The organism is Rhizobium aouanii (genome assembly GCF_037002925.1).
GTDB classification, from domain to species: Bacteria; Pseudomonadota; Alphaproteobacteria; order Rhizobiales; family Rhizobiaceae; genus Rhizobium; species Rhizobium aouanii.
Window position 1 is genome coordinate 158376 of record NZ_JBAMYD010000002.1, and the last position, 20846, is coordinate 179221.

General features: G+C 61.3%; 17 protein-coding genes and 2 pseudogenes. 3 read left to right on the plus strand and 16 right to left on the minus strand.

All coding sequences use genetic code 11. The features are described from left to right. Window positions 1–116 precede the first annotated feature (116 nt). From V8P77_RS04155 to V8P77_RS04230, 16 genes and pseudogenes are all read right to left on the minus strand, one after another. On the minus strand, window positions 117–2261 hold the full coding sequence (locus V8P77_RS04155) for a TonB-dependent siderophore receptor (RefSeq protein WP_335910858.1): 2145 nt from the start codon (window positions 2259–2261) through the stop codon (window positions 117–119). Window positions 2262–2561: 300 nt separating this feature from the next. Beyond that, a complete protein-coding gene (locus tag V8P77_RS04160; RefSeq protein ID WP_335910859.1) occupies window positions 2562–3431 on the minus strand; it encodes an alpha/beta hydrolase in 870 nt (289 codons plus the stop codon). 494 nt (window positions 3432–3925) lie between these two features. Continuing rightward, window positions 3926–5887, minus strand: coding sequence for an elongation factor G (locus V8P77_RS04165; RefSeq protein WP_335910860.1), 1962 nt, complete (start codon window positions 5885–5887; stop codon window positions 3926–3928). A gap of 168 nt (window positions 5888–6055) precedes the next feature. Continuing rightward, on the minus strand, window positions 6056–6391 hold the full coding sequence (locus tag V8P77_RS04170; protein WP_335910861.1) for a hypothetical protein: 336 nt from the start codon (window positions 6389–6391) through the stop codon (window positions 6056–6058). After that, window positions 6372–6578 (minus strand): hypothetical protein, encoded by a 207-nt coding sequence (locus V8P77_RS04175; RefSeq protein ID WP_335910862.1) that lies wholly within the window; start codon window positions 6576–6578, stop codon window positions 6372–6374. The genes V8P77_RS04170 and V8P77_RS04175 overlap by 20 nt, the downstream gene beginning before the upstream one ends. A 15-nt stretch (window positions 6579–6593) precedes the next feature. Continuing rightward, window positions 6594–6785, minus strand: a complete 192-nt coding sequence (locus V8P77_RS04180; protein WP_335910863.1) for a hypothetical protein — start codon at window positions 6783–6785, stop codon at window positions 6594–6596. Between the two features lie 5 nt (window positions 6786–6790). Further along, window positions 6791–7081: a hypothetical protein gene (locus tag V8P77_RS04185; protein WP_335910864.1), complete on the minus strand. Its 291-nt coding sequence runs from the start codon at window positions 7079–7081 to the stop codon at window positions 6791–6793. Then, on the minus strand, window positions 7078–7647 hold the full coding sequence (locus tag V8P77_RS04190) for a hypothetical protein (RefSeq protein WP_335910865.1): 570 nt from the start codon (window positions 7645–7647) through the stop codon (window positions 7078–7080). Before V8P77_RS04190 ends, V8P77_RS04185 begins: the two co-directional genes overlap by 4 nt. Window positions 7648–7784: 137 nt before the next feature. Further along, window positions 7785–8449, minus strand: a pseudogene (locus V8P77_RS04195) (IS6 family transposase). A gap of 334 nt (window positions 8450–8783) precedes the next feature. Then, entirely contained in the window at window positions 8784–10181 is a 1398-nt protein-coding gene (gene lpdA, locus V8P77_RS04200) for a dihydrolipoyl dehydrogenase (protein ID WP_335910866.1), read from the minus strand. Between the two features lie 5 nt (window positions 10182–10186). After that, window positions 10187–11434 carry a dihydrolipoamide acetyltransferase family protein gene (locus V8P77_RS04205; protein WP_335910867.1) on the minus strand — a complete coding sequence of 416 codons (1248 nt, stop codon included), beginning with the start codon at window positions 11432–11434 and terminating at the stop codon, window positions 10187–10189. Between the two features lie 3 nt (window positions 11435–11437). Next, the gene (locus V8P77_RS04210) at window positions 11438–12451 is read right to left on the minus strand and encodes an alpha-ketoacid dehydrogenase subunit beta (RefSeq protein ID WP_335910868.1); all 1014 of its coding nucleotides are present in this window, start codon (window positions 12449–12451) and stop codon (window positions 11438–11440) included. Between the two features lies 1 nt (window position 12452). Then, a complete protein-coding gene (locus V8P77_RS04215; protein WP_335910869.1) occupies window positions 12453–13685 on the minus strand; it encodes a thiamine pyrophosphate-dependent enzyme in 1233 nt (410 codons plus the stop codon). A 64-nt stretch (window positions 13686–13749) separates the two neighbouring features. Further along, window positions 13750–14877, minus strand: a complete 1128-nt coding sequence (locus tag V8P77_RS04220) for an acyl-CoA dehydrogenase family protein (RefSeq protein WP_335910870.1) — start codon at window positions 14875–14877, stop codon at window positions 13750–13752. Then, window positions 14874–16082: an acetyl-CoA C-acyltransferase gene (locus tag V8P77_RS04225; protein ID WP_335910871.1), complete on the minus strand. Its 1209-nt coding sequence runs from the start codon at window positions 16080–16082 to the stop codon at window positions 14874–14876. Before V8P77_RS04225 ends, V8P77_RS04220 begins: the two co-directional genes overlap by 4 nt. Before the next feature lie 23 nt (window positions 16083–16105). Then, window positions 16106–16873 carry a 3-hydroxyacyl-CoA dehydrogenase gene (locus V8P77_RS04230; RefSeq protein WP_335910872.1) on the minus strand — a complete coding sequence of 256 codons (768 nt, stop codon included), beginning with the start codon at window positions 16871–16873 and terminating at the stop codon, window positions 16106–16108. 82 nt (window positions 16874–16955) lie between these two features. On the opposite strand from V8P77_RS04230, the pseudogene V8P77_RS04235 reads away from it, so the two are divergent. The 3 genes and pseudogenes from V8P77_RS04235 to V8P77_RS04245 all read left to right on the plus strand — a co-directional run bounded on the left by V8P77_RS04235 (window position 16956) and on the right by V8P77_RS04245 (window position 20839). Then, window positions 16956–18043 (plus strand): annotated as a pseudogene (locus V8P77_RS04235) (AraC family transcriptional regulator). Window positions 18044–18086: 43 nt separating this feature from the next. After that, on the plus strand, window positions 18087–19232 hold the full coding sequence (locus tag V8P77_RS04240) for an isovaleryl-CoA dehydrogenase (protein WP_335910874.1): 1146 nt from the start codon (window positions 18087–18089) through the stop codon (window positions 19230–19232). Then, complete coding sequence (locus V8P77_RS04245; protein WP_335910875.1) at window positions 19229–20839, plus strand: carboxyl transferase domain-containing protein; 1611 nt, start codon at window positions 19229–19231, stop codon at window positions 20837–20839. The genes V8P77_RS04240 and V8P77_RS04245 overlap by 4 nt, the downstream gene beginning before the upstream one ends. Window positions 20840–20846 lie beyond the last annotated feature (7 nt).

Sequence of the window (20846 nt, forward strand, 5' to 3'; positions counted from 1 at the left end):
AGACAAACGATCATCCACGACGCCGGCTACAGCGCCGCGCGTCGGAATTGCTGCATAATTCCGACGCTCAGATTGCGGACGCCGCCTTGATCGAACAAAGGCGGCGTCCACCACTTTTACCAGGAATACTTCAGCGTGCCGACGACCTTACGCCGATCGCCGTAGAACTCAGTTCCGTAATAGCTGGTGGCGAGATACTTATGGTCAAAGAGGTTCGTCGCATTGACGGCCAGCGTCACGCCCTCGGTCACCTTGTATCTGACTGCGGCATCAACCAGCGTATAGCTGGCAAGCGACACCGTATTTGTATCGTCACCGTAGGTTTGACCGATATAGCGGACACCTCCCCCGATCGTCAGGTCACCGCGCCATCCATCTCCCGGAATCGTGTAATCGAGCCAGGCCGATGCCAGATGTCGCGGCACGCGGGAAGGCCGGTTACCGACATTGCCGCCTGTCCCGTCTTCGCGGATTTCAGCATCCCAATAGGAATAAGCAAGCGTCAGATTGAGCCTGTCGTTGATTGCGGCTTTCCCTTCAAGTTCGATGCCGCGCACACCGACCTTGCCAATCTGCTCCTGCACCAGAGGGCTGACATAGCTCGGCACATTTGTTTGGGTAAGATCAAACAGCGCCAAGGTGAAGAGGCCATCAAACCCATCCGGCTGATATTTGAGGCCAACCTCGTATTGTTCACCCTGCTGTGGTTTCAACGATCCCGTCACAGCATAGCCGTTTGCGGTCTGCGCGACGAGCGGCTGGAAGCTTTCCGAATAGTTCGCATAGACTGCAAGATTCGGCGTAAATTTATACGTCAGTCCGGCCCGCTTGGTGAAAGCTGACGCCGTGTCGTCGTCGCTCGTCCCGCTATCGAGGTAATCCGCAGTCGTGTGAACCTGGTCCCATCGTCCGCCCAGGGTAACGATCCATCGATCGTCGAACCTCAGTTGCTCCTGAGCATAGATCCCGAGCGCCTGCTGCTTGACGCGCCAGTTTACGTAGGGGCCAAGGTTAATGCAGGAAAGACCGCAATAGACCGGATTATCAATATCGATCGGCCCCGCCGTGCCGAACAGGATGTTTTCGCGCGTATTGTCACTGGTGTAGTCGACGCCGACCAGCGTCTTGCTGTCGATCCCGTCCCATCCGGTATCGTACTGCAGCTGATTGTCGAAGGCGTAGCGGTTGGACATGCCGTCAACCGAGAACGCCGTTCGATTGGCCGTCGGATCCAGTGATGCGCCATAGACTTCGGCATAGTCGAGCTCGAGATGCGTATAGCGGGCATTCGAGCGGAAGGTCAGGTTGTCGTTGATCTCGTGCTCGAACTGATATCCGATGTCGACCTGCTCCGTATTGAAGCGATTGAAGTCCGGTTCGCCGAGGAAGGTGTCGATATCGATATTTGCGCCGGTCGGAACGCCCCGCGCGCCCGTTCCATCACGTTTATAATAATCGGTCAGGATGGTGAGCGAGGTCCCCTCTTCCGGCTTGATCGTCAGTGCCGGTGCAATGTAGGTGCGGTCGTCGTTCGAATAATCCAAGCCTTGGTCACCGTCCTTGGCAAGTCCGGTAAGCCGGTAGGTCCATACGCCATCGGCATCGATCGGGCCGCCGAAATCCGCACCCACTTCCTTGGCGCCATCCCCATAAGACGTGTAAACTTCGCCATGCTTCTCATCTAAGGGACGCTTGGTGATCGCATTGACGAGTCCTCCCGGGCCGTTAAGCCCAAAGAGGGTCGACGTCGATCCTTTCAGGATCTCGACGCGCTGAAGACCATAGGGTTCGAGGCGGCTGGCGGTGAACCAGGCAGGAATACGCGCCGCCAATCCATCCCGGTAGGTGCCGAGCGCCGTCTGATCAAAGCCGCGAATTCTTATATAATCGTATCGATCGTCGTTACCGAACTCATCCGAAAAGACGCCGGCGGTGTAAGCGACCGCCTGCTGAAGATTGTCCACATGACGCTCTTCCAACTCTTTTTGCGTCACCACCGACACGGACGCCGGTACATCGACGACCGGAGTATCTGTTTTGGTGCCTGTGGCGGTGTCCTTGGCAACGATGGTGCGATCAGGGCCAACCACACGATCCGACTTGCCGGTTATGACGATCGGGGCCAATTGCGTCGCCTCTTCCGCCGAATTGTCTTGTGCCCAGCCAGTGCCCACCGATCCGAACGACACTGTCATCAAAGCGCTGCTCGCAACCAATCGGCTTGTGAACACGCGCAACTTTCCCTGTAGTCCTACTGTCATATTATCCCCTGTCAGAGCATATCGAGCAGTGTGACGGCCGCCCCTCCGGCCACTGCAGCGAGTCCGTTTACTAAAACAGGAGAATTGGAGTCAACTTAATAATCACGCTTCTGTGACCATCTTTGCTCCTGGTCGGGACCATGAGGTTTAGGGGCAACAGGGAGAGACGATGTAATCCTGAACGCCTATGTGGCACTGACCTTGACGAGTGCACGCACGAGGACGTTCGTCTCAAGGACGATCGTCTAACCGCCGGATCTATTCACCGATGAGGCCCTTGCAGAGAGCGTCACATGTCGATCAACTCTGGACGGCGAATGCGATGCCAACCGCACGATTCACGGCCGCCGCAAGAACGGACATGTGGGTCTCACCGGCATAAAGCTCAAATCCGGTACGCAATCCGTCGGCAGTGCCGTTTAATCGCTCCGCCATCTCCCGCGCCAGGAGGACGGTCCGTTCCGTCTTCCTCTTCTCCAGGCGTGCAGTGGCATCCTCGTTCCGGTACTGGAAGGGTGCCAGCTCATCGCCTTCGTATTCCCCGGCGGACAAATGCAGGAAGGGTGCATTCCCCGGTGCCTCTTGACGTTGCGCCTCATTCTTGAGGATTTCACTGTTCTCCCAATAGATGGTTGGGCTGGCCGCAATCCAGTTGGCAAACAGACCTGGGCGCTCGAACAGGGCATAGAGAGTAAAGAGGCCGCCGAAGGAATGTCCGAAAAGTGATCGGCGCATCGGATCCAGGATCACCATCTCCGCAATCCGCGGTAAAAGCTCGTTTTCGATGAAATCCACCAGCTTGCCGGTCCCTCCGATGACAACCGGCGGACCGCCCTCAACGAACGGCGGATAGGATTTGACCGGCGGAGGCCCCAGGTCCCAAGACCGGCGGAGCGGATCATAGGGATCGTCGGAGGGATAGCCGATCGCCGCAATCACCCCCCAACCGACATTCGTCCCCGTGGGATAAGGTGCCTGCGTGACCAGGCTGGCGACCGCGAAGGGGAAAGTGGCGTTACCGTCGGTCATGACAAGAAGCGGCCATCCTTTCGCCGGCGGTCTCTCCGCCGGAATGGAAAGGAATATGCGATAGGGCTCGCCGCCCGCAGCAGGAGCCAGATCGAAAAAACACGTTCCGGGCATCGAATAGACGCTGATAGTATTGGTCATGAGAAAGTTTTCTGATGGTTGGGAGGATAGGGTAAGGGAAATGGATATCGGTGCTGTTCACCGGCAGGTTTCGAAGCTTTCCAAGGTCGGTGCAACTCTTTGCTGATATTCTGACTTCCGCGAAAGCGCATCATGGCAGTCACGGTTCGAACGTTTACAGAGGCTGATCTAACCTCGTCTGAGCATGATTTGAAGACCCGGAACTATCGAGCCGCATTTCGATCCAACAGATGACAGGGGGAATGGACCGCTGGGGGATATCCGGGTACTTGCGGGCGATCTTCTCCATTCGCGAGAGACGCCGGTGGTCACTGGATATAGACGATCCGAATATGCTGTCGGCCACCGCCGTTGTGATCTCGGCACTCGACTTCGCTCATCCCCGAAGCAAGCCCCCAACCGCGGGCTTGTGCTACTACAACTGCAAACGTTCCAGGCACGTAAGGGCGGCGTGAGCCCGGCTCTGTGAACGAGCATGAAGTGGCGCGAACCTTTCAGTGTGCGACGCCTGGTTCCTCGTGTGCCCTCACAATGGCGTCCGCTTCCTTGCCGTATAGCTCCTCGAAGTGATCGAAGGTCTTGGAAAAATAACCAATGCCCTGCGTCGCCGACCGCAGCGCCCGCGCCAGATCGTCAAGTGCGCCGCCCGGAATGAGTGCCCGGAAGATGTCCCATCCCTTGGCGGTTTCATCCCGGTCGAAGCCGAGAACCTGCCCCTTGAGAGCGGAGACGATCTGGACGAGGCTGCCGGAATAGATCGACGGAATGTGAATTTCGCTGCGGAAGACCGGTTGCATTAAAACGGCCGCCCCTTCGGAAAGCGCCTGTCGCACTCCCATTTTCGACGCAGTTCGGAAGGCGTGTTCCGAACTGTCGACGGCATGGTGCTGACCATCGTACAGCGTTACGCCGACATCGATGACCTTGAAGCCTAGCGGCCCTTTCTCCATCGCTTCGCGCGCGCCTGCTTCGACAGCAGGGATGTAGTTGCGCGGAACGACGCCACCCTTGACGGTTTCGCCAAAGGTGAAGCCCCGGCCGCGCTCATTGGGGCGAATGCTCAGCTTCACATCCGCGAACTGTCCGGCACCGCCTGTCTGTTTGCGGTGACGGTAATGAACCTCAGATGGTTTCGCAATTGTCTCGCGGTAGATCGGGCTGGGCGCTCGATCGGTTACGTCGATATGAAACACGTCGGACAGGGTTCTGCAGAGATCGCGCAGATGCACCGGCCCCTGGACGCAGACGAGATGAGCGCCGGTGCTTTCCTCCTGCAAGACCGTTAGGCCGCGATCCGTCTCGGAAAGTTTTGCCAGCGTTTCGGAGAGCTTGTTTTCATCGCGCTCGCTGCCCGGGACTAGGATCCTTTCAAGCATCGGGGTGGGCGGCTCCGTCCACTCAGGCGGGGCGACCACCGCGCCTGATGTCAACAGCGAAGGGACGGGCAGGTGGTCGGACTTGACCGTCGCGAAGACATCCCCCGGCGCAGGCACAACCGCCGAATTGGACTTCCCGTTTGCGAGATGCTGTACGGCGCCGAGGTTGGAGCCGCCCAGTGATGCGCCCTGCCGCAGTCCCTCGCCGAGCGCGCGCACGAGCACTGTCTTACCGACATTCTGGCGATGATAGGCATGGAAGGTCACGGCGGTCAGCTTGTTTTCATTGACATTGCCCGCACCAGCCAGGCGCTGTCGAAGAACCCCTACCGGCGGCGCCTCGTGGCGCAGCGCCTTCATCAGCCTCATCATGCCGTTGCCGTGACTTGCGGCACCGATTAGGACTGGAATAATCCTGTTTTCCCTGAGAATCCGCGATGAAATGGCATAGAGCGCGTCGCTGGGCGGCTCGCGATCTTCGATCAGTTCCTCGAGAAGCCAGTCATCGAATTCGGACAGCTGTTCCAGGAGCTCGCTGCGCGCTTCGTGCTCGCGCTCGGCGGCGCTTTCGGGGATTGCGATCAGCGCCGAAGTCTGGCCTTCCCGGTAGCGCCACGCCCGTTCCGAAATCAGATCGCAACTGCCAATGACCCTGTCCCCCTCGCGGATCGGGATCTGGCGAAGCAAAAGCGTATGGCTGGCGTAGTCTTGAAGCGCGGCGATCACGTCCCTCAATCGCCCTCTCGGTTCGTCCATCCGGTTGACGAAGAGGATGCACGGCGTCTCCGAGGCCGCGATTACGCGCAGATAGGGCGCTGCGAGCACAGCCTCCTCGGGTGCCGATGAAACGCACAGGATGCAGGCGTCACTGGCAAGAAGCGCGTGCTGTGCATGCGCCAACGCTTCGTTGGGTCCTGGCGCATCCAGCGCACACCACGCCTCGTTTCCGAAGGTGAATTCTGTGAGGTTCAATCCATAAGGGGAGCTGGATTTTCTCGGCGCCCCCTCCAGGGAGCCGAGCTTTTCCACGACTGTTGATTTTCCGGTCTGCGAAGGTCCAAGCACGGTAAAGCAGCGCATCGGCATTCCTCCAACTGCCATAAACACAATTTTCAGCCGTCATAGGATGCCCTGAACCGCTGCAAGGCGCCAGAGGTGTTCAGTGTCACAACGCTTGACCTGGACTTGCATTTGAAGCTGATCCATTCAGTGGCTGAGAACGCATTGACGAATTTGCGATATCGACGTCTAACCGACGAGGCAAGGGTGCTGCGGTTGCACGACAACAATCATGTAGCTTGCCGAGGAACGCGGAAATTTCGCGGCAAATGAACCGTGGATGTGCTGCAATTGTCCGGATAGATTGCCCTCACCCACCCTCCAGCTTGTGCTGGCAAACCAGTCGACGAGATTGCGGACCAGGCATTGGGCGAGCTGGCCGCTATCCTTGCCGGCCGTTGAACCGTCGGCCACGACAGCCAGAAGGGAGTCGCCAGCCAACCCTATGCCCGCGCAATCCCGGTTGTCCTTCGTCTTGTTGCCGCCCTGGCTTTGCCATCGAACGCTAATCCGCATTGTCGCCATCGTGCTTGCTAATTGCGACAAAGCGTTTCTTGACGACGGCTGCGCGTCCCTGCTGTCGAAGGTTGCCTTCTAGGAAATCGTCGAAATCCGGGTAGCCGAGGAAATCTCGAAAACCCTGGCTGATAAATACCTGGACCTCTGCGGGTGCCGCGGCGATCTCTTCTACGAGATCGGGTCGGCCATCCACGATCAGCAGGATGTCTTAGGCATCTCGGCTCATGAAGAGGTCGTTCTGGCCGCGCCCGGCAAAAGCCTCGAGCTTGGTTGCCACGAATATGGCGGGCGTGAGAATCCTGATATCGAGGCCAGTATCCAATGTGATGGTAGCTGCGGTTTCGATGCCGGCGGCATACCAACGATTGCTGAAACCGAGGATCGTTTCATCGTCAGGCATGAAGTCTACTTCAATGGCCCGAGCCGCGTTCGGCAAATCACAGCTTCGTCGGCTACCTCCATGAAGCCCTTCTGTCTCAGATCGTCCTGGAGGGCGGCCCATTCCGCATGTCCGGCGAGATCGACAATGAGGTCTATATCGTCCGTCGCCCTTACCCCTTCGAGCGTAATTGGGTCAGTGATGAAGAGCGCCGTCGTGCAGCCGCCTACAAAAACCAACCGGTCGCGCAAATCGTCGCCTAGCGCGGTCGCGACCGCCTTGAGCATGTCCAGCAACTGGGCACGGATCGCCGTCATCTGTCCAAAAGCTTCAATGAGAGGTGCTTAGTGGCAAGTCCGACTTCACGCTGGTTTCCGAGCCTGATCGCGTCCACCAATGCCAGATATTCATAGAGATGCTCATCCTTCATAACGGCTTCCGGAACGCTCTTGAAAAGTGGATCGACGGCTTGGCCAATTTCCCTTCCTTCTGCATAAGGCCACACGTAATTATAGCTGCCGGCGCTAATCAGAAGGTCTTGCAGCATCGGAGCTGCAAATGCCGTCGGCAAACCACGCTGCATTGAGCCCGGCGAAGCTGGGAAAACGAATTTCATTCCGTGCACGATGAAGTCGAAGAGATTTTTCCGGCGGGGTCGGGGCTCGCTGAGATCATTGTCCCGGCGTGCGATTCCGGAAGAGACGCTTCTGTTGATTGACAAACCGATCTCGGATTTGCTTATGCCGAGCAAGGCCTCGAGATTGCGAACGGAATAGGGGTCGCCTCCGATCGATTCAGCTCGTAATCGATCGGCACCCTTTTCCATTTCCTGGTCCTGCAAGCTGATAAGCTTGAGCAAGACGACGATATCTTGGCTTTTCATCTATCTGTCCATTGTCCAAGGACTAGGGACAGTAAGCTTTGGTCGGTTTATTTGTCAAAGACAATTTGCAGGCATCAACACAGCTGGCACTGTAAACTTACCGCTCCGAAAACAAGGTCTTGGATTGACGCTTTGGTTCAGGCGGCGTGAAGACGTGCGATTTGACACCAGGTTTCCAAGGCTGCGGCTCGCAATTCGCGATGCTGGGCAGATGGAATGTCATGGCGGGGAACATGAAATAAGTTTGGCGATCGGGTCATGGATGGAAAAGAAGCGTTGAAGCTGCCTAGCTGACTTGAAGCGCTTAGCCCGATTGTTCAGACCCTTGTGCGAGCGATGTTCGGCGCCGGGCATGATCTCCCGCTTCGCCGCACCGTAGGATCGAAGCTTGTCGGTGATCATCACACGTGGTGAACGGCGTTGTCTTTTCAGAAGCTTTCTCATCAACCGCTTTGCAGCTCTGGCGTTCCGGCGGCTCTGGACCAGAACGTCAAGGACAAAGCCATGCTGGTCAACGGCACGCCATAACCAGTGTTTCTTGCCGGCGATCGTGATCACAACCTCGTCGAGGTGCCATTTGTCACCGAGCCTACCGACTGATCGCTTCCGGATATCATTGGCAAAGTGCCTGCCGACAAAGTCTCACGGTCTGATGAGAGACGATGATGCCGCGGGCTGCCAGCATATCTTCGACCATTCGCAGACTGAGCGGGAAACGGAAATAGAGCCAAACGGCATGGGCAATAACGGCGGCTGGAAATCGGTGGCGACGGTAAAGAGGATCACGAGTGACTTGGGTCATGCTGAAAGATCGCACAGGTCGATCGCTGTGCGGTTAACGTTACAGTGCCAACCAGACGAATGCGAAAACTACTTCTGCAATACAGGATACGCTTCAGTCAAAACATGAACCGCTCTAGGCTGGTCGAGACGGTGTGCTCCGAACATCTGGAAATGCTGCAGCGGAGCGCTGAGTAGTGTTATTCTTCAGAGCCGGACCGAAAGAGAACTGAATGAAACCAGCCAGTCTATTGCTTGGGACGAACGGAGACCGCCGAGAAGTTCGATAATCATCGCGCGACGATTTCCGCGCTCAATCTTTTCGAAGGTTGTCATCATTCATACCGGGCTTCGGCTCAGATATGCAAAGCGCTTCCCAAGGCTTTCAGCGCCGCTTCCATGACGGCTTCGCTGCGGGTTGGATGCGCGTGGATGGTGCCGGCGATGTCTTCCAGGCGGGCGCCCATTTCGATCGCTAGCGCAAAAGCCGCCGAAAGCTCGGAGACCCCAGCTCCCACCGCCTGCAGGCCGAGCACGAGATTGGTGTCGGCGCGGGCCACGACGCGCACGAAACCTTCTTCGGACAGCATCGTCATTGCGCGACCGTTGGCGCTGAACGGAAACTGGCCGATGCGAATTTCATAGCCTTGCGCCTTCGCCTCCGCCGGCGATAGGCCGGCGCTGACGATCTCCGGGTCGGTGAAGCAGATGGCGGGAATGCAGCGCTTGTCCCAGGCCCGCTTCTTGCCCGCAATGATTTCCGCCACCATCTCCCCTTGCGCCATGGCCCGATGGGCAAGCATCGGCTCGCCGGTCACGTCACCGATCGCATAGATGCCGCGCATTGAGGTGCGGCAGCGGTCGTCGATTCGGAGATAAGGTCCGGCGCGATCGAGATCGAGTTCTTCCAGACCTGAGCCTGCCGTTCTCGGGCGGCGGCCGACGGTGACGAGGATGCGGTCCGCCGGCAGGGTCTCTTGCCGGCCGTCTGATGTCTCGACCACCAACGCCCCGCTATCCTCGGCAAGGCCGATCGTCTTCGCGCCGGTCAGCACCCGAATGCCGCCTTCGGCCAGCTTGCGCATGACCGGACGCACTAACTCGGCATCATAGAGCGGCAGCACCTGCGGCGTCGCCTCGGCGACGGTCACATCAGACCCCATCTTGGCAAAGGCGGTCCCGAGCTCCAGCCCGATATAACCGCCGCCGACCACGACGAGTTTTTTCGGCAGCGCCGTCAGCGACAGCGCCTCCGCCGAAGAGATGACGCGGCCGCCGAAGGGCAGGTTGGCAAGCTCCACCGAATCCGAACCGGTGGCGATCACCACGGTCTCGGCGCGGATGATCTGCTGGCCGGTTTCCGTCTCCACCTCCACCGTCTTGCCGTCGCGGAAATGGGCTCGGCCGTGGACGATCTTGACCCGCGCCTTCTGCAGCAGCCCCGAAACACCGGTCGTCAACCGGCCGACGATCCCGTCCTTCCAGGCAATCGTCCTCATGAGATCGATCGAGGCGCCTTCGACGCGGATGCCCATCGGGTTCTTGCCGGCGAACATCCTTTGCGCGGCGTCGAATTCCGCGGCCGCATGGATCAGCGCCTTGGAGGGAATGCAGCCGACCGTCAGGCAGGTGCCGCCGGGCTTACCGGCCTCGACGATGACGGTATCGATGCCGAGTTGTCCGGCACGGATGGCGCAGACATAACCGCCCGGACCGGCGCCGATAACGAGGAGCTTGCAGACGATCTCTTTCATGGATCTCAGCCTTCGATAAAAATGAGCGCAGGCGTTTCGATGAGCGTGCGGATGCGCTGCACGAAGTTTGCCGCATCCCAGCCGTCGATGATGCGATGATCGAAGCTGGAGGAGAGGTTCATCATCTTGCGCGGCACGAACTGCGTACCGTCCCAGACCGGTCGTGTGGCGATCTTGTTGACGCCGACGATCGCCACCTCGGGATGATTGATGATGGGTGTCGAGACGATGCCGCCGAGCGCTCCGAGCGAGCTGATGGTGATGGTGGAGTCGGAAAGCTCATCGCGTGTCGCAGTACCCGATCGCGCCGCTTCCGCCAGCCGGTTCATCTCGGCGGCGCAATCCCAGATGCCGCGGGCTTCGGCATGCCGCACCACCGGAACGGTCAGACCGGCCGGCGTCTGCGTGGCGATTCCGATATGCACGGCACTGTAGCGCGTGATGATGCCAGCATCGTCGTCGAAAGTGGCGTTGACGTCGGGCTGCTCGGAAATGGCCTTGACCAGCGCCCGCATCAGGAAGGGCAGAACCGTCAGCTTCGGATGACCTTCCCTGCGGTCGCCGTTCATGGTGGCGCGCAACTCTTCGAGCGCGGTCATATCCACTTCCTCCACATAGGTGATGTGGGGGATGCGCGAGGCGGAAAGCACCATCTTCTCGGCAATGCGGCGGCGCAGGCCGGTCAGCTTGATCTCCTCGGTCGCCGTCTTCCTGGCAAAGCCGTTCTTTGCCGTTGCAGGCGCGGTCCCATGGGTCAGGAATTGCTCAATATCCTCGCGCAAGATGCGCCCGGCCGGTCCGGTCGCCTGCACCTGCCTGAGATCGACGCCGCTTTCCCTGGCGAAGAGCCGCACGGAGGGAGCCGCAAGCGGCTTTTCCGCCGGCGTTGCCGTCGGCACTGGCGCCGCCGCAGGGGCTGGCACTGCGGGAGCAGATCTTGCAATCTCGGTCCTGATCGCCTCAACAATCGGCGCCTGCGAAATCCCTACGGGCTGAGCCTCGCCGGCATCTCCCGCCGTATCGATCCGTACCAGCGGAGCCTTGACCGCGATGCGGTCTCCGACCTCGCCGGCAAGCCAGGTGACGGTGCCACTGACGGGAGACGGAATTTCCACGGTGGCCTTGTCGGTCATGACGGCGGCGATCACCATGTCCTCGCGGACGGGATCTCCCGTCTTCACATTCCATTCCACGATCTCGGCCTCGGCGACCCCTTCCCCGACATCGGGCATCTTGATGATGAATTCGCCCATGGCTCAGGCCTCCATGACTTCGGCAAGCGCCCGCGCAACACGGCCGGGACCGGGAAAATAGTCCCACTCCTGCGCATGCGGATAGGGCGTATCCCAGCCGGCAACGCGCACGACCGGCGCTTCGAGATGATAGAAGCAATGCTCCTGCACCAGCGCTACCACCTCGGCGCCGAAGCCCGACGTCAAAGTTGCCTCATGCACGACGACGCAGCGTCCCGTCTTCGAGACCGATTTGACGATTGTATCGAGATCGAGCGGCAGCAGGCTTCTCAAATCGATCACCTCGGCATCGATGCCGGCATCCTCGGCCGCAGCAAGCGCCACATGCACCATGGTGCCGTAGGCAACGACCGTCACCGCCGATCCCGCCCGCCGCACTTCGGCCTTGCCGATCGGGATGGAGTAATGGCCATCGGGCACCTCTCCGAGATCGTGTTTCGACCAGGGCGTCACCGGCCGCTCGTGATGGCCGTCGAAGGGGCCGTTATAGAGCCGCTTCGGCTCCAGGAACATGACCGGGTCGGGATCCTCTATCGCCGCGATCAGCAAGCCTTTAGCGTCATAGGGATTGGAAGGCACGATCACTTTCAGCCCGCAGACATGGGTAAAAAGCGCCTCCGGACTCTGGCTGTGGGTCTGGCCGCCGAAGATACCGCCGCCGGTCGGCATGCGCACCACGATCGGGCAGGTGAAATCGCCGTTGGAACGGTAGCGGATGCGCGCCGCCTCCTGCGTCAGCTGGTCATAGGCCGGATACATGTAATCGGCGAACTGGATTTCGACACAGGGCTTCAACCCATAGGCCGCCATGCCGATCGCCGTGCCGACGATGCCGGATTCGCTGATCGGCGTATCGAAGCAGCGCGTTCTGCCGTATTTTGCCTGCAGGCCCTGCGTGCTGCGAAAGACGCCGCCGAAATAACCGACATCCTCGCCGAAAACCACGACATTGTCGTCACGCGCCATCGAGACGTCCATAGCGCTGCGCACGGCCTCGATCATCGTCATTCTGACCATGTCAGTACCCCGCCTTCTGCCGCTGGCGGCGGATATGCGGCGGCATCTCGGCATAGACGCCCTCGAAAATATCGCGCACCGAAGGCCTGCCGCCGGCATGCAGCGTGCCATGCGCCTCTGCCTGGCGCTGCGCCTCGATCACCTCGTCCATGATTTCGGCTTCCGCCTGCACATGCCGTTCCTCCGACCATGCGCCCTTGACGATCAGATGTTTCTTCAGCCGCAGCACGGGATCGCCGAGCGGCCAGGCCTCCGATTCCGTCTTGGGCCGATAGGCGCTTGGATCGTCGGAGGTCGAATGCGCACCGACGCGGTAGGTCACATATTCGATCAGCGTCGGCCCGAGATTGCGCCGCGCGCGCTCGGCCGCCCAGTAAGCGACGGCATGGACGGCGAGATAGTCGTTTCCGTCGACACGCAGCGCCGGAATGCCGAAGCCAAGGCCGCGCGCCGCGAAGGTGCCGGAACCGCCGCGGGCAATGCCCTGGAAGGTGGAGATCGCCCACTGATTGTTGACGATGTTGAGAATAACAGGCGCCTTATAGGTCGAGGCGAAAACGAGCGCCGAGTGGAAATCCGATTCCGCCGTCGATCCGTCGCCGATCCAGGCCGCGGCAATGCGGCTGTCATTCTTGATCGCCGAGGCCATCGCCCAGCCGACAGCCTGCACATATTGGGTGGCGAGATTGCCCGAGACGGTGAAGAAGCCATGCTCCTTGGAGGAATACATGATCGGCAGTTGCCGGCCGCGCAGGGGATCGCTCTCGTTCGAGTAGATCTGGTTCATCATCTCGACCATCGGATAGTCGTCGGCAATCAGCAGGCCTGCCTGGCGATAGGTCGGGAAATTCATATCGCCCGTCTCGATCGCCTTGCGGAAGGCACAGCTGACGGCTTCTTCGCCGAGATGCTGCATGTAGAAGGAGGTCTTGCCCTGCCGCTGCGCCATCAGCATGCGGGCGTCGAAGGCGCGCAGCTTCATCATGTCGCGAAGTCCGGTCAGCAACGCCTCATCGGAAAGCAACCCTGCCCAGGGACCGACCGCCTCACCCTCGCGGTTCAAAACGCGGATGATGGAATAGGCGAGGTCACGGATATCTTCGGATGCAACATCCACCTCCGGCCGCGGCACCGAACCGGCCTTGGCAATCTTGACGTTGGAAAAATCGGGCTGACCGCCCGGGCGAACGGCGGGTTCGGGGACATGCAGGCTCAAACGAGCGGAATCCACCATGCTATTTCTTTCCTCCCTTTGCCGGCCTTGCTCCCTCCTCCGGAAGCAGGGCCGGATGTGGTTCTTATAGATTGCGGGCAATCACCATGCGCTGCACGTCGCTTGTTCCTTCATAGATCTGGCAGATGCGCACATCGCGGTAGATGCGCTCGACCGGATAATCAGCCATGTAGCCATAACCGCCATGGATCTGGATCGCGTCTGAGCAGACGCGCTCGGCCATCTCGGAGGCAAAGAGTTTCGCCATCGAGGCTTCCGACAGGCAGGGCATTCCGGCCTCCCTGAGCGAGGCGGCATGAAAGACAAGCTGCCGCGCCGCCTCGATCCGCACCGCCATATCGGCAAGGCGGAAGGCAACGGCCTGATGCTCGACGATCGGCTTGCCGAAGGCCGTGCGCTCCTTGGCGTAGTCGCGCGCTGCTTCAAAGGCCGCCCGCGCCATGCCGACGGCCTGTGCCGCGATGCCGATCCGCCCGCCCTCGAGATTGGCGAGCGCGATGCGATAGCCCTCGCCTTCCGCACCGAGCCTGAGTTCTGCCGGGATGCGCATGCTGTTGAAGGCGATCTGGCAGGTATCGGAGGAATGCAGCCCAAGCTTTTCCTCAACACGGATCACCTCGTAGCCCGGCGTATCCGTCGGCACGATAAAGGCGGTGATGCCCTTCTTGCCGACATCGGGATCGGTGACGGCAAAGACGATGATGATATCGCCGTTCTTTCCCGAGGTGATGAATTGCTTGGAGCCGTCGAGCACATAGTGGTCACTGTTACGCCGCGCCCGCGTCTTCAGGTTGGAGGCATCGGAACCGGCCTGCGGCTCGGTCAGCGCAAAGCCGCCAATCCATTCCCCGCTGGCCAGTTTCGGCAGGAAGCGCTGCCGCTGCTCCTCGGTGCCGAATTTCAGGATCGGCACACAACCGACGGAGCTGTGCACGCTCATGATCGTCGAACACGGCCCGTCGCCGGCGGCAATCTCCTCCAGCGCGGCGGCATAGGCGACCACACCCGTATCCGACCCGCCATAGGCCTCCGGCACCAGCATGCCGAGCAGCCCGAGTTCGCCCATTTCCTTCAGTTCCTCGCGCGGGAAGAGATGCTCCCGGTCGCGTTTGGCCGCCCCCGGCGCCAGCCGGTCGCGGGCAAAGTCGCGGGCGAGGTCTGAGATCTGCTGCTGGAGGTCGGAAAGGATCATCTATCCCGCCCTCCCCGCTCGTACCGCTCGATGGCGACAGCCGTCGCCTCGCCGCCACCGATGCAGAGCGCGGCCATGCCGCGCTTCAGGTCGTATCGCTCCAGTGCTGCAAGCAGCGTCACCAGGATGCGAGCCCCCGATGCGCCGATCGGATGCCCCAGCGCGCAGGCGCCGCCATGCACGTTTACTTTTTCATGCGGCAGATTAAGTTCGCGCATCGCCGCCATGGCGACGACGGCGAAAGCCTCGTTGATTTCGAATAGATCAACCTCCGACAGCGGCAAGCCGGTGCGATCGGACAGCTTCTGCAGCGCGCCGATCGGTGCGGTGGCGAAAAGATTGGGGGCCTGCGAATGCGTGGCATGGCCGAGGATTGTCGCGAGCGGCTTGAGGCCGCGGCGCTCCGCCTCGGAACGGCGCATCAGCACCAGGGCTGCCGCACCATCGGAGATCGAGCTGGAATTGGCGGCGGTCACCGTGCCGCCGTCGCGGAAGGCAGGCTTCAGCGTCGGGATCTTGTCAAGCTTCGCCTTGCCGGGTTGTTCATCTCGGCTCGCCACCTGCTCGGCTTTGCCCGATTTCACCGTAACCGGCGCGATCTCGCTGTCGAAACAGCCTTCGGCAATCGCCGTCTGCGCCCGCGTCAGCGAGGCGATCGCGTAGTTGTCCTGCGCCTCGCGCGTGAACTGATAGGCTTCGGCGCAATCCTCCGCGAAGCTGCCCATCAAACGCCCCTTGTCATAAGCATCCTCCAGCCCGTCGAGGAACATGTGATCCACGACACGCCCATGGCCGAGCCTGTAACCGCCACGGGCCTTGTCAAGAAGATAGGGCGCATTCGTCATGCTTTCCATGCCGCCTGCAACCGCCACGGAGGCGCTGCCGGCGGCGATCAGGTCATGCGCCATCATGACCGCCTTCATGCCCGAGCCGCACATCTTGTTGACGGTGCTGGCCGCGGTAGCGAAGGGCAGGCCGGCATGGATCGCCGCCTGGCGCGCCGGCGCCTGCCCCTGCCCCGCCGGCAGCACACAGCCGAAGACGACCTCCTCGATCGCCTCGGCCTCGACGCGGCTCCGCTGCAGTGCCGCCCGGATCGCGGTTGCTCCGAGTTCCGGCGCAGTCGCCTCCTTCAGCTCTCCCTGAAAGCTGCCGATCGGGGTGCGCGCCGCACCGGCGATAACGATGGGATCCTGCAAGGTCATGTTTCCTCCTCTGGGCAACACGCTCAGCGCGCGCCCATCCGCAATGCGCCGTCGAGGCGGATGACCTCACCGTTCAGCATGCTGTTTTCAAAGATATGACGCACTAGCCCGGCAAATTCCGCCGGACGGCCGAGCCGCGGCGGAAAGGGCACGTTCTTGCCGAGCGCTGCCTGAACTTCGGCCGGCATATCAGCCATCATCGGCGTCTCGAAAATGCCGGGCGCGATCGCGACGACGCGAATGCCGTGACGTGCAAGCTCGCGGGCGATCGGCAAGGTCATCGCCGCCACCCCGCCCTTGGAGGCGGCATAGGCTGCCTGGCCGATCTGGCCATCGAAGGCGGCAACCGAGGCCGTATTGACGATGACGCCACGTTCGCCTTCCGCATCCGCCTCGGTCGTCTGGATCGCTGCGGCGGCCAGCCGGATCATGTTGAACGTGCCGATGAGATTGATGCCGACCGTGCGCGCAAAACTCTCCAGCCGGTGCGGTCCGTCGCGACCGATCACCTTCTCGGCCGGCGCCACGCCCGCGCAATTCACCAATCCGCGCAGGCTGCCAAAGGCTTCGACGGCGGCGGCAACCACCGCCGCCCCCTCCTCGCCATCGGTCACATCGGCCTTGACGAAGCAGGCATCGCTTCCGAATTCCCGGGCAATCTCTTCGCCCGCCTGCCTATTGAGATCGGCGATCGTCACGCGCCCGCCGGCTTCCACAAGCGCACGCACTGTTGCCGCGCCCAAGCCGGAGCCGCCGCCGGTCACGATGAAACTTGCTCCACGGATCAACATGAATCTCTTCCTCCCTGCCGCCCGCGCCCCCTCCAGGCGCAACCGACGGATACGATTCTATTCGCTCCACCTATTGCAAGCGATGACAGAACTGCTCCATTATTTCGGCCAGTTTTGCCATAGCGAGGATAGAATATGGCCGAGATCGAGCGACGCATGATCGCGCTGGGCTTCGTGGAAGAGGCACTCGACAGCCTGCGGCGGCTCGGCAAGCCGACGGCGCCGATCCTTGCCCGCGTCGGCCTGGCATCCCCGGTCGATCAGCCGGTTTCGGCAGAGACCTATGGCGCGCTCTGGCTGGCGATCGCTGCCGAGCTCGACGATGAATTCTTCGGCATGGGCGCACGGCCGATGCGCAGCGGCAGCTTCACGCTGCTCTGCCACTCTGTGCTGCATGCGCCGACGCTGGGTCATGCGCTCCGCCGGGCGCTACGCTTCCTCGATGTCGTGCTCGACGACCCCCGGGGACGGCTCGTCATCCGCGACGGTCTGGCCGAGATCGAACTCAGCGACGCCGGCGGCCCGCGTTCGGCCTTCGCCTACCGCACCTACTGGATCATCCTGCACGGCATCATCTGCTGGCTGGTCGGCCGGCGCATTCCGATCCGCCTCGTCGATTTCCGCTGCGCGGAACCCAAACAAGGGGCCGACTACCGGCTCTTCTTCGGCGCCCCGGTGCGTTTCTCGCAAGCCATCAGCCGGCTCGGCTTCGACAGCGCCTTGCTCGACCTGCCGGTGGCGCGCAGCGAACAGGCGCTCAAACAGTTCCTGCGCGGCGCGCCCGCCAATATTCTGGTGCGCTATCGCTATGATGCCGGTATCGCCGCCGCCGTCCGCCGCCGACTGAATCTGGCCACGCCGGCTGCCTGGTCGAGCTTCGCCACGCTTGCCGCCGATATGCGCATGCCGCCCTCCACGCTCCGCCACCGCCTGCGCGACGAGGGACAAAGCTATGCCGCCATCAAGGACGACATCCGCCGCGACCTCGCCGTCGAACTGCTGCTGAACACGCCGAAGACCATCGGCGAGATTGCCGTGCAGCTCGGCTATTCCGAGCCGAGCGCCTTCTTCCGGGCCTTCCGGAAATGGATGGGCAAGAGCCCCGAGGTCTTTCGGCGGGAGGAAGCTCTCTCGCAATTGGATGAGCCATCGCAATCAAGGGCACTTTGACCCCGCCGCAACCCGCGCTACATATTCCAGCGGGAGGAGTGCCATGTTTGATTTTTCGCTCGGCGAAACCGCGGACGCGATCCGTGAAACGACGGCGCGGTTTGCCGCCGATCATATTGCTCCGCTGGCCGCGGAGATCGACGAAAGCAACACGTTTCCACGCCAGCTCTGGCCCGAGATGGGTGCGCTCGGCCTGCATGGGATCACCGTCGAGGAAGAATTCGGCGGCGCCGGTCTCGGTTATCTCGATCATGTCGTCGCCATGGAAGAGGTGTCTCGCGCCTCGGCCTCCGTGGGGCTCAGTTACGGCGCCCATTCCAATCTCTGCGTCAACCAGATCCGCCGCTGGGCCTCGCCGGAACAAAAGCGCCGCTATCTGCCGAAGCTGATCTCCGGCGAACATGTCGGCTCGCTCGCCATGTCGGAGGTCGGCGCCGGTTCTGATGTCGTCTCCATGCGGTTGCGTGCCGAGAAAAAAGGCGATCACTATATTCTGAACGGCACCAAGTTCTGGATCACCAACGCGCCGCATGCCGACGTGCTTGTTATTTATGCCAAGACCGATCCCGCAGCCGGCCCGAAAGGCATTTCCGCCTTGATCATCGAGAAAGGCCTGCCCGGCTTCAGCGTCTCCAAGAAGCTTTCCAAACTCGGCATGCGCGGCAGCGACACGGCCGAACTGGTCTTCGAGGATTGCGCGGTGCCGGCCGAGGCGCTGATGGGCCGGGAGGGAGAAGGCGTGAAGATCCTGATGTCCGGCCTCGACTATGAGCGCGCCGTGCTTGCCGCCGGGCCGCTCGGCATCATGCAGGCCTGCCTCGATGTCGTGCTGCCCTATGTGCGCGATCGCAAACAGTTCGGCAAAGCGATCGGCGATTTCCAGCTGATGCAGGGCAAGATCGCCGACATGTATGTCGCGCTGAATTCGGCGCGCGCCTATGTCTATTCCGTCGCTCGCGCCTGCGATGCCGGCCGGGCGACGCGCACCGATGCAGCGGCGGCGATCCTCTTTGCCAGCGAAAATGCCGTGAAGGTCTCGCTGGAAGCGATCCAGGCGCTCGGCGGCGCCGGCTATACCAAAGAATGGCCGGTCGAGCGCTTTTTGCGCGACGCCAAGCTCTATGATATCGGCGCCGGTACCAATGAGATCCGCCGCTACCTGATTGGCCGGGAGCTCATTGCGTCATGACGGTGATTTCGACTGCGATCGACCGCGATAGCGACAGCTTCAAGGCCAATGTCAGCAATAACAAAGCCCTGATCGACGAGCTCCACAATCGTTCGGCGAAAGCGCGCGAGGGCGGATCGCAAACAGCGCGCGAGCGCCATACCGACAAGGGCAAGCTCCTGCCGCGCGATCGTATCCAGCTGCTCATCGATGCCGGCAGCCCGTTCCTGGAGATCGGCACGCTGGCGGCCAACGATATGTATGATGGTGAGGCACCGGGCGCCGGCATCATATCAGGCATCGGCCGCGTTGCCGGCCGCGAGGTGATGATCGTCGCCAATGATGCGACGGTGAAGGGCGGCGCCTATTTCCCGATGACGGTAAAGAAACATCTGCGGGCGCAGGAGATCGCCCTGCAGAACCGGCTGCCCTGTCTCTATCTGGTCGATAGCGGCGGCGCCAATCTTCCGCATCAGGCCGAAGTCTTTCCCGACCGTGACCATTTCGGCGCGATCTTCTACAACCAGGCGCAGATGTCGGCCGAGGGAATTCCACAGATCGCCTGCGTCATGGGAAGCTGCACCGCCGGTGGCGCCTATGTGCCCGCCATGTCCGACGAAACGGTCATCGTGCGCAATCAGGGCACGATCTTCCTCGCCGGCCCGCCGCTGGTGAAGGCGGCGACCGGTGAGATCATTTCGGCCGAAGAGCTCGGCGGCGCCGAGACCCATGGCCGCCGCTCCGGCGTCGTCGATCATGTGGCCGAGAACGACGAACATGCGCTGCTGCTCGTTCGCGATATCGCAGCCACTCTCAACAGCGTGAAATCAGTCGATATCGACCTGCAGCAGCCACGGCCGCCGAAACTCGATCCCGAGGATCTCTGCGGCCTCATCCCGGAGGATGTGCGCTCGCCCTATGATGTGCGCGAGGTCATCGGCCGGATCGTCGATGGCTCGGAACTGCACGAGTTCAAGCCGCTCTACGGCACCACGCTGGTCTGCGGCTTCGCCCGCATCTGGGGCATGCCCGTCGCCGTCATCGCCAATAACGGCGTGCTGTTTTCCGAAAGCGCGCTGAAGGGCGCGCATTTCATCGAGCTCGCCTGCCAGCGCCGCATACCTTTGCTCTTTCTGCAAAATATCTCCGGCTTCATGGTCGGCGGCCGCTATGAGGCCGGCGGCATCGCCAAGGATGGGGCAAAGCTGGTGACGGCGGTTGCGACCGCGAGCGTGCCGAAGGTCACGGTCATCATCGGCGGCAGCTTCGGCGCCGGCAATTACGGCATGTGCGGCCGCGCCTATCGCCCGCGCTTCCTCTTCACCTGGCCGAACAGCCGCATCAGCGTGATGGGCGGCGAACAGGCGGCCTCGGTGCTTGCTACCATCCGCCGAGACTCCATGGAGGCGCGCGGTGAGAATTGGCCTGTTGAAGAGGAGGAAGCCTTCAAGGCGCCGATCCGCGCCGGCTACGAGGCCGAGGGCAATCCCTATTATGCCACCGCCCGCCTATGGGACGACGGCATCATCGATCCGCGGCAGACCCGGGATGTGCTGGGCCTTGCCTTTTCCGCCTGCCTGAATGCGCCGATCCCCAAAGGGCCGCGCTTCGGCCTGTTCAGGATGTGAGGCGCGG

What these genes read in the sequence shown, in the direction of transcription:
- V8P77_RS04155 (WP_335910858.1), bottom strand. Translation starts at nt 2,261, where the DNA reads ATGACAGTAGGACTACAGGGAAAGTTGCGCGTGTTCACAAGCCGATTG.
- V8P77_RS04160 (WP_335910859.1), bottom strand. Translation starts at nt 3,431, where the DNA reads ATGACCAATACTATCAGCGTCTATTCGATGCCCGGAACGTGTTTTTTC.
- V8P77_RS04165 (WP_335910860.1), bottom strand. Translation starts at nt 5,887, where the DNA reads ATGCGCTGCTTTACCGTGCTTGGACCTTCGCAGACCGGAAAATCAACA.
- V8P77_RS04170 (WP_335910861.1), bottom strand. Translation starts at nt 6,391, where the DNA reads ATGGCGACAATGCGGATTAGCGTTCGATGGCAAAGCCAGGGCGGCAAC.
- V8P77_RS04180 (WP_335910863.1), bottom strand. Translation starts at nt 6,785, where the DNA reads ATGCCTGACGATGAAACGATCCTCGGTTTCAGCAATCGTTGGTATGCC.
- V8P77_RS04185 (WP_335910864.1), bottom strand. Translation starts at nt 7,081, where the DNA reads ATGACGGCGATCCGTGCCCAGTTGCTGGACATGCTCAAGGCGGTCGCG.
- V8P77_RS04190 (WP_335910865.1), bottom strand. Translation starts at nt 7,647, where the DNA reads ATGAAAAGCCAAGATATCGTCGTCTTGCTCAAGCTTATCAGCTTGCAG.
- lpdA (WP_335910866.1), bottom strand. Translation starts at nt 10,181, where the DNA reads ATGAAAGAGATCGTCTGCAAGCTCCTCGTTATCGGCGCCGGTCCGGGC.
- V8P77_RS04205 (WP_335910867.1), bottom strand. Translation starts at nt 11,434, where the DNA reads ATGGGCGAATTCATCATCAAGATGCCCGATGTCGGGGAAGGGGTCGCC.
- V8P77_RS04210 (WP_335910868.1), bottom strand. Translation starts at nt 12,451, where the DNA reads ATGGTCAGAATGACGATGATCGAGGCCGTGCGCAGCGCTATGGACGTC.
- V8P77_RS04215 (WP_335910869.1), bottom strand. Translation starts at nt 13,685, where the DNA reads ATGGTGGATTCCGCTCGTTTGAGCCTGCATGTCCCCGAACCCGCCGTT.
- V8P77_RS04220 (WP_335910870.1), bottom strand. Translation starts at nt 14,877, where the DNA reads ATGATCCTTTCCGACCTCCAGCAGCAGATCTCAGACCTCGCCCGCGAC.
- V8P77_RS04225 (WP_335910871.1), bottom strand. Translation starts at nt 16,082, where the DNA reads ATGACCTTGCAGGATCCCATCGTTATCGCCGGTGCGGCGCGCACCCCG.
- V8P77_RS04230 (WP_335910872.1), bottom strand. Translation starts at nt 16,873, where the DNA reads ATGTTGATCCGTGGAGCAAGTTTCATCGTGACCGGCGGCGGCTCCGGC.
- V8P77_RS04240 (WP_335910874.1), top strand. Translation starts at nt 18,087, where the DNA reads ATGTTTGATTTTTCGCTCGGCGAAACCGCGGACGCGATCCGTGAAACG.
- V8P77_RS04245 (WP_335910875.1), top strand. Translation starts at nt 19,229, where the DNA reads ATGACGGTGATTTCGACTGCGATCGACCGCGATAGCGACAGCTTCAAG.